General features: G+C 31.5%; 6 protein-coding genes. All 6 read left to right on the top strand.

Translation table 11 applies throughout. The features are described from left to right. Positions 1 to 110: 110 nt before the first annotated feature. Entirely contained in the window at positions 111 to 518 is a 408-nt protein-coding gene (locus ACFEMA_RS14655) for a hypothetical protein (RefSeq protein WP_411768959.1), read from the top strand. Between the two features lie 162 nt (positions 519 to 680). Beyond that, positions 681 to 1,184, top strand: coding sequence for a hypothetical protein (locus ACFEMA_RS14650; protein ID WP_411768958.1), 504 nt, complete (start codon positions 681 to 683; stop codon positions 1,182 to 1,184). A 163-nt stretch (positions 1,185 to 1,347) separates the two neighbouring features. Next, a complete protein-coding gene (locus ACFEMA_RS14645; RefSeq protein WP_411768957.1) occupies positions 1,348 to 2,109 on the top strand; it encodes an RDD family protein in 762 nt (253 codons plus the stop codon). Positions 2,110 to 2,265: 156 nt separating this feature from the next. After that, the gene (locus tag ACFEMA_RS14640; protein WP_411768955.1) at positions 2,266 to 3,507 is read left to right on the top strand and encodes a toll/interleukin-1 receptor domain-containing protein; all 1,242 of its coding nucleotides are present in this window, start codon (positions 2,266 to 2,268) and stop codon (positions 3,505 to 3,507) included. Between the two features lie 282 nt (positions 3,508 to 3,789). Continuing rightward, on the top strand, positions 3,790 to 4,062 hold the full coding sequence (locus tag ACFEMA_RS14635) for a hypothetical protein (protein WP_411768954.1): 273 nt from the start codon (positions 3,790 to 3,792) through the stop codon (positions 4,060 to 4,062). 221 nt (positions 4,063 to 4,283) lie between these two features. After that, complete coding sequence (locus ACFEMA_RS14630; RefSeq protein WP_411768952.1) at positions 4,284 to 4,871, top strand: DUF6252 family protein; 588 nt, start codon at positions 4,284 to 4,286, stop codon at positions 4,869 to 4,871. Positions 4,872 to 4,984: the final 113 nt, after the last annotated feature.

Below are 4,984 nucleotides of genomic sequence, written 5' to 3'. Positions count from 1 at the left end.
CTCCAGTTCCGCGTGGCCGCGCGAAACCGAAGTTCATTATCTTCCTCTTTTTGTATCTTCGTTCTCAAGGCCGAACTGCGTTTAGCAGGTAGTTGTGTGTAATTTGAAAAATGAAACAAGATATTAGATTAATATTTAGCACAAATGAATCTGACTCTTATGTAGACGGAACAGAATTTAATGATTCTGATTTAAAGAATATACCTAATTCAACAATCACTCTGAATTTGGAATTATCAAATGTAACTGACATAGGAATTAAAAACTTGCCAAAACTTCCGAATTTAATCTGTATTGACCTCGATTCGACAAAAATTACGGACAAATCATTGAAAAAAATCGGAGAATATGAATCCTTAAGAGAAATTTGGATTGAACAAACTCAAATTACAGATATGGGAATAAAATATCTTACTGAATTAAAAAAACTTGAGTTTATCTCAATTCTCGATACGGAAATAACAGAAAAAGGAGTTGAATTATTGCGAACTGAAATACCAAAAATAAAAATCCATTAAAAAAAACTACACACAACAAAGTATAAAAATAATTGCTCAATTTTGGGCTTAACCAAAGGTAGTTGCAAGTTTACTACGTCTGATTTTCCTGCGGAAAATCCTCGCACGTAAACCCGCAACTATTCTTATACGAACCGTTGTGAGCAATTAAAACAAACATTTGTGAAAAACATTTTCAATCTGATTTTATTACTATTTTTCTTAGTTTCTTGTGGACAAAAAGGAAATGAACCGAATGATAGTAAACTCGCAAATCCTGCTCTAACTAACCAAACTGATTTGTTTGAATTTAAGGTACCTGACACAATTTCTCTCGGAAAACATATTGGAAGACTAACTAAATATAAGCGGAATAAAAAACCGAATTATGACTATTTATTGTCTGCTGTTGTGAGGAATCAATACGAGAATTCAGAAATAAAAACAGATACTTTTAGCAACGGAACTTTGAATCCATTTTTTGGAATAAACGGATTTAAAACTGGAACTCATAAAATTGAGTTGGTAATTGAAGAACAAATTATTGAGCCATATATAAAAGAAAAAGATTCTCTTTTAGGTATAACCAAATTATATCACGAATATGACGTTCGAATTACGGTTATCGATGGAGATTATATTTCTGATGTTGAGAAAGAATTACTTGCTGAACTGAAAAACAAATAAAATAACTGCTCACAACAATGTGTATAATTCATTGCTAGTTGGAGCCGACTTACGAAAATTCCGCTGGAATTTTCTATCTGTGATTTGTTTGCTAACTTAGTTGCTTAACCACGCAACTAACCATACACAAACACGTTAGCACCAATATCAACCAAAAACATCTATGACACAAAATTTCGAAGATAGATACTCACTATCAAGCAGAAAAAGAAGAATTGTAGCATTTCTAATTGACCATTTCACAATGACTTTCCTGATAGTTGCGATTTCATTTATGTCACTCGGAACAGGATTTCTTGATGAGAATAATTCGAGTAGCGTAATGGCAAAAATGTTGCCAACAATGTTAATTGGCTTTCTTCTATACTTCGCAAAAGATTCAATAAAAGGTGTCAGCCCAGTAAAGTGGATTATGGGAATTATGGTTCGTGATGAAAATAATCATACTGAAATTCCATCTGTTGGCAGGCTGTTTATTCGGAATTTATTGATAATTATCTGGCCAATTGAATTTATAGTACTTGCAATTAGTCAAGATAAGAAAAGACTTGGTGATAAAATTGCAAAAACATCTGTTTTAAAGAATCCGAAAAAACTAAATGTCTTACCTAGAGTTTTAGCACTAGGCGGAATTGGAATAGCATATTTTATATTCATTTTTGTTTTCGTTTTTGCTTCAATGAAAAATTCGGATGCCTACAGAACAGCAATAAGCGAAATAGAACAAAATCAAGAAATTATAAATGAAGTCGGCGGAATAAAAGAATACGGAATGTTTCCAACTGGAGGTGTTAGTGTTAAAAGCGGTTATGGAGAAGCTAATCTGGAAATAAAAGTCATCGGAAATAAAAAAGAATTAAGTGTTAGTACTTATTTGACAAAAGAACCGAATGAACAATGGAAATTAATAGAACTGAATAAATAAATACTGGTGCTAACAATGTGTATAATTCATTGCTAGTTATAGCTTACTTACGAAAGTCCTCGCGGACTTTCTATCTGTGATTTATTTGCTAACTTTTGTGCTTAAACACGCAACGAAATCATACACTAGACCGTTGCCAGTAATAAAAGAAAAATTTTGAGCAAAATAGAAATTGATTACCCACGAAATGAGTTTTTGAAAGAACTTAAAACCTATATTGAAGAAGGAAATAAGCTTTCTAAAACGTTTCAGATACAAATTCCGACTCAAATACAACTCGAAAAATTAGAAAGAGAACTGAAATTCTGGGATGAAGAAGTACAAGAATTTTTGAAAATCCGATTACATTCAATTCTGTCAACAAATGAATATCTAAATGATTTCAAAAATGTAAATTTAGTAGATTGGAATCCTGCTATTAAAGCTTTAGCTGGACAAAAAGTAAATCAAACTCAAAGCAAGTATCAACATTTATTAGCTTGTATTCAAAAAAAGAATGATATCCTCGTTTTATTAGAAAGAAAATCAAAATTTATGGATGTTGCTGAGTATTATCAAGATATTGCAATTGAAAATTCAGAAATTAAAATGAAAGAAATATTTATTAGCCATTCCAGTTTAGATGCTACTTATGTTGAGAAAATAATTGACATTTTAGAAATAATAGGAGTACCAAGTGAAAAAATATTCTGTTCATCATTTGAAGGTTATGGAGTAAGATTGGGAAATGATTTTCTTCAAGACATTAGAAAACGTTTAAATAGTCAAGTTTTAGTTGTTTTTGTATTATCCGAAAATTTTTATTCAAGCGTTGTAAGTCTCTGTGAAATGGGAGCGACTTGGGTAAAAACTAATTCACATATTCCAGTTTTAATTCCACCATTTGACTACAAAGATGTAAAAGGTGTAATCCCAACAACTAATGGAATGAAAATCAATGAAAAACCAAAATATAACAGTCTGAAAACCATAGTTGAAGAATTTCTTGAACTAGAACCAATTAACAATTCCGTTTGGGAACGAAAAAGAGATAATATTCTTAAAGAACTAAAACTATTATTGGAAAATACATCAAGTTCAAATGAACAAGTGGCAAATGCAAAATCAAAAAAATTAAAGGAAAATTTAAACCTTTCATTTTATGATAATATAGATAGTATAATCAAAAGAAAAAGCGAGGAAGAATGGCCAGATGATTTTGAGATGCAACTTGACTATATTAATAGACACAAATCAGCAGTAGAAAAACTAAAAAACCATAACCCAATCGATATTGACGAAGACAAATTCAAAGTAATAAGAGAAAAAGGAAGACGAGAATGGAAAGATGATTATGAAATGCAATTAGATTACGAAAAACGCCAAGTTGAAAGTTTAAGAAGATTAAATGAGCAATAAATTACTACTGGCAACACCGTATATAATTTATTGCTTGTTCTAGCCTACTTACGAAAATCCTCGCGGATTTTCTATTCGGTTTTTATTTGTTAAATTAGGTGCTTAAACCACGCAACAAACCATATACAAACACGTTGCCATTAATTTAAAAAACGCAGAAATTGAATGAGAATAAAGGTTTTTAATTACATAGTTTTTGGAATAATAACTCTGACTTTAGCAAGTTGCGGAAATAAAACTCAATCGGATTTTGTTTACTCGAGATCGGACAAAAAAGTAGAAATGGTTTTAGAAAACAATGCGGAATATTTAGTTGTGGGAAAACCGACCAAGGCAAATTTTGTAACGGAAAATATAGACAACCAAAAATTTATGGTTTTCGGAGCAGGAATTATGGTAAATCAATCCGATAAAAGTGGTTTCCGATTTACAATCACGCCGATTGAAAAAACTCTTGTGGACGGAAAGTTGGAAATACAAGTAACTGAACGAATTGAAAATGGAGAAAATTTCACTCATAAATTTTTAGTTCCTGTAAAAACAAAAGCTGAATAAAAAAATAATGGCAACACCGTATAAAAAAAATTGCTAGCTTTAGCTAAACCATAGTTAGTTGCTCGTTTGCTAGCTTCTGATTTTCCTTCGGAAAATCCTCGCACACAAACACGCAACTTTCCTTATACAAACACGTTGACAAACATTTAACGCAACTTTTCGAAAGAAGCTACATCTATAAAATAAAAGGATTTGAATTGAAGAAAATTAAATTATTAAACTTGACTTTTATTCTACTTCTGTTTTTCAGTTGTGGACCAAATGACGATGATGGAACTACATCAAGTCTTCCGAATTTAACAACAGAAGGAAAAAATACTTTTGGTTGCAAAATAAATGAACAGATTTTTCTACCAAGAGATGCTGGCGGATTAAATATAAACGACCCAGTCCCAATTCTAAAAGGACTTTATGTATACAATGAATATTATTTTAATGGATACAGATTAAGCATTTTTGCTGACAACGAGATATTAAGAAAATCAATACGGATTGAAATGACAGGTTCTCAAACACCTTTAGAAGAAGGTGGAATTTATCCAATAATTGTAGAGGAAAATGACAATATCCACGCTACATATGACTTTTGGGACGAGCCAGTTGATAATGGAGATGGAACAGGATATCAGCTTGTTTATGTTTATAATACAAACAATGAGGTTTCTGGAGAATTAGAAATTGTAAAATTAGACACAGAAAATCAGATTATTTCTGGAACTTTTTGGTTTGACAGTGAAGAAGTTAATAGTGGAGAGATTGCGGAAATTAGAGAAGGTAGATTTGATATTACTTACACAACTTCATTTTAAGAATAAAAAACGATTTGCCAACAATGTATAACCGCAATTACGGCGGATTCGACTACGTCCGAATCCACTCGGAATTGCTACCGTCGGTCTCTGCCGAAAGATTGTTTAACTTT

Source organism: Winogradskyella sp. A3E31 (assembly GCF_046720935.1).
Lineage (GTDB): Bacteria > Bacteroidota > Bacteroidia > Flavobacteriales > Flavobacteriaceae > Winogradskyella.
This window is presented reverse-complemented; position numbering and strand designations above follow the sequence as displayed.

What these genes read in the sequence shown, in the direction of transcription:
- ACFEMA_RS14655 (WP_411768959.1), top strand. Translation starts at nt 111, where the DNA reads ATGAAACAAGATATTAGATTAATATTTAGCACAAATGAATCTGACTCT.
- ACFEMA_RS14645 (WP_411768957.1), top strand. Translation starts at nt 1,348, where the DNA reads ATGACACAAAATTTCGAAGATAGATACTCACTATCAAGCAGAAAAAGA.
- ACFEMA_RS14635 (WP_411768954.1), top strand. Translation starts at nt 3,790, where the DNA reads ATGGTTTTAGAAAACAATGCGGAATATTTAGTTGTGGGAAAACCGACC.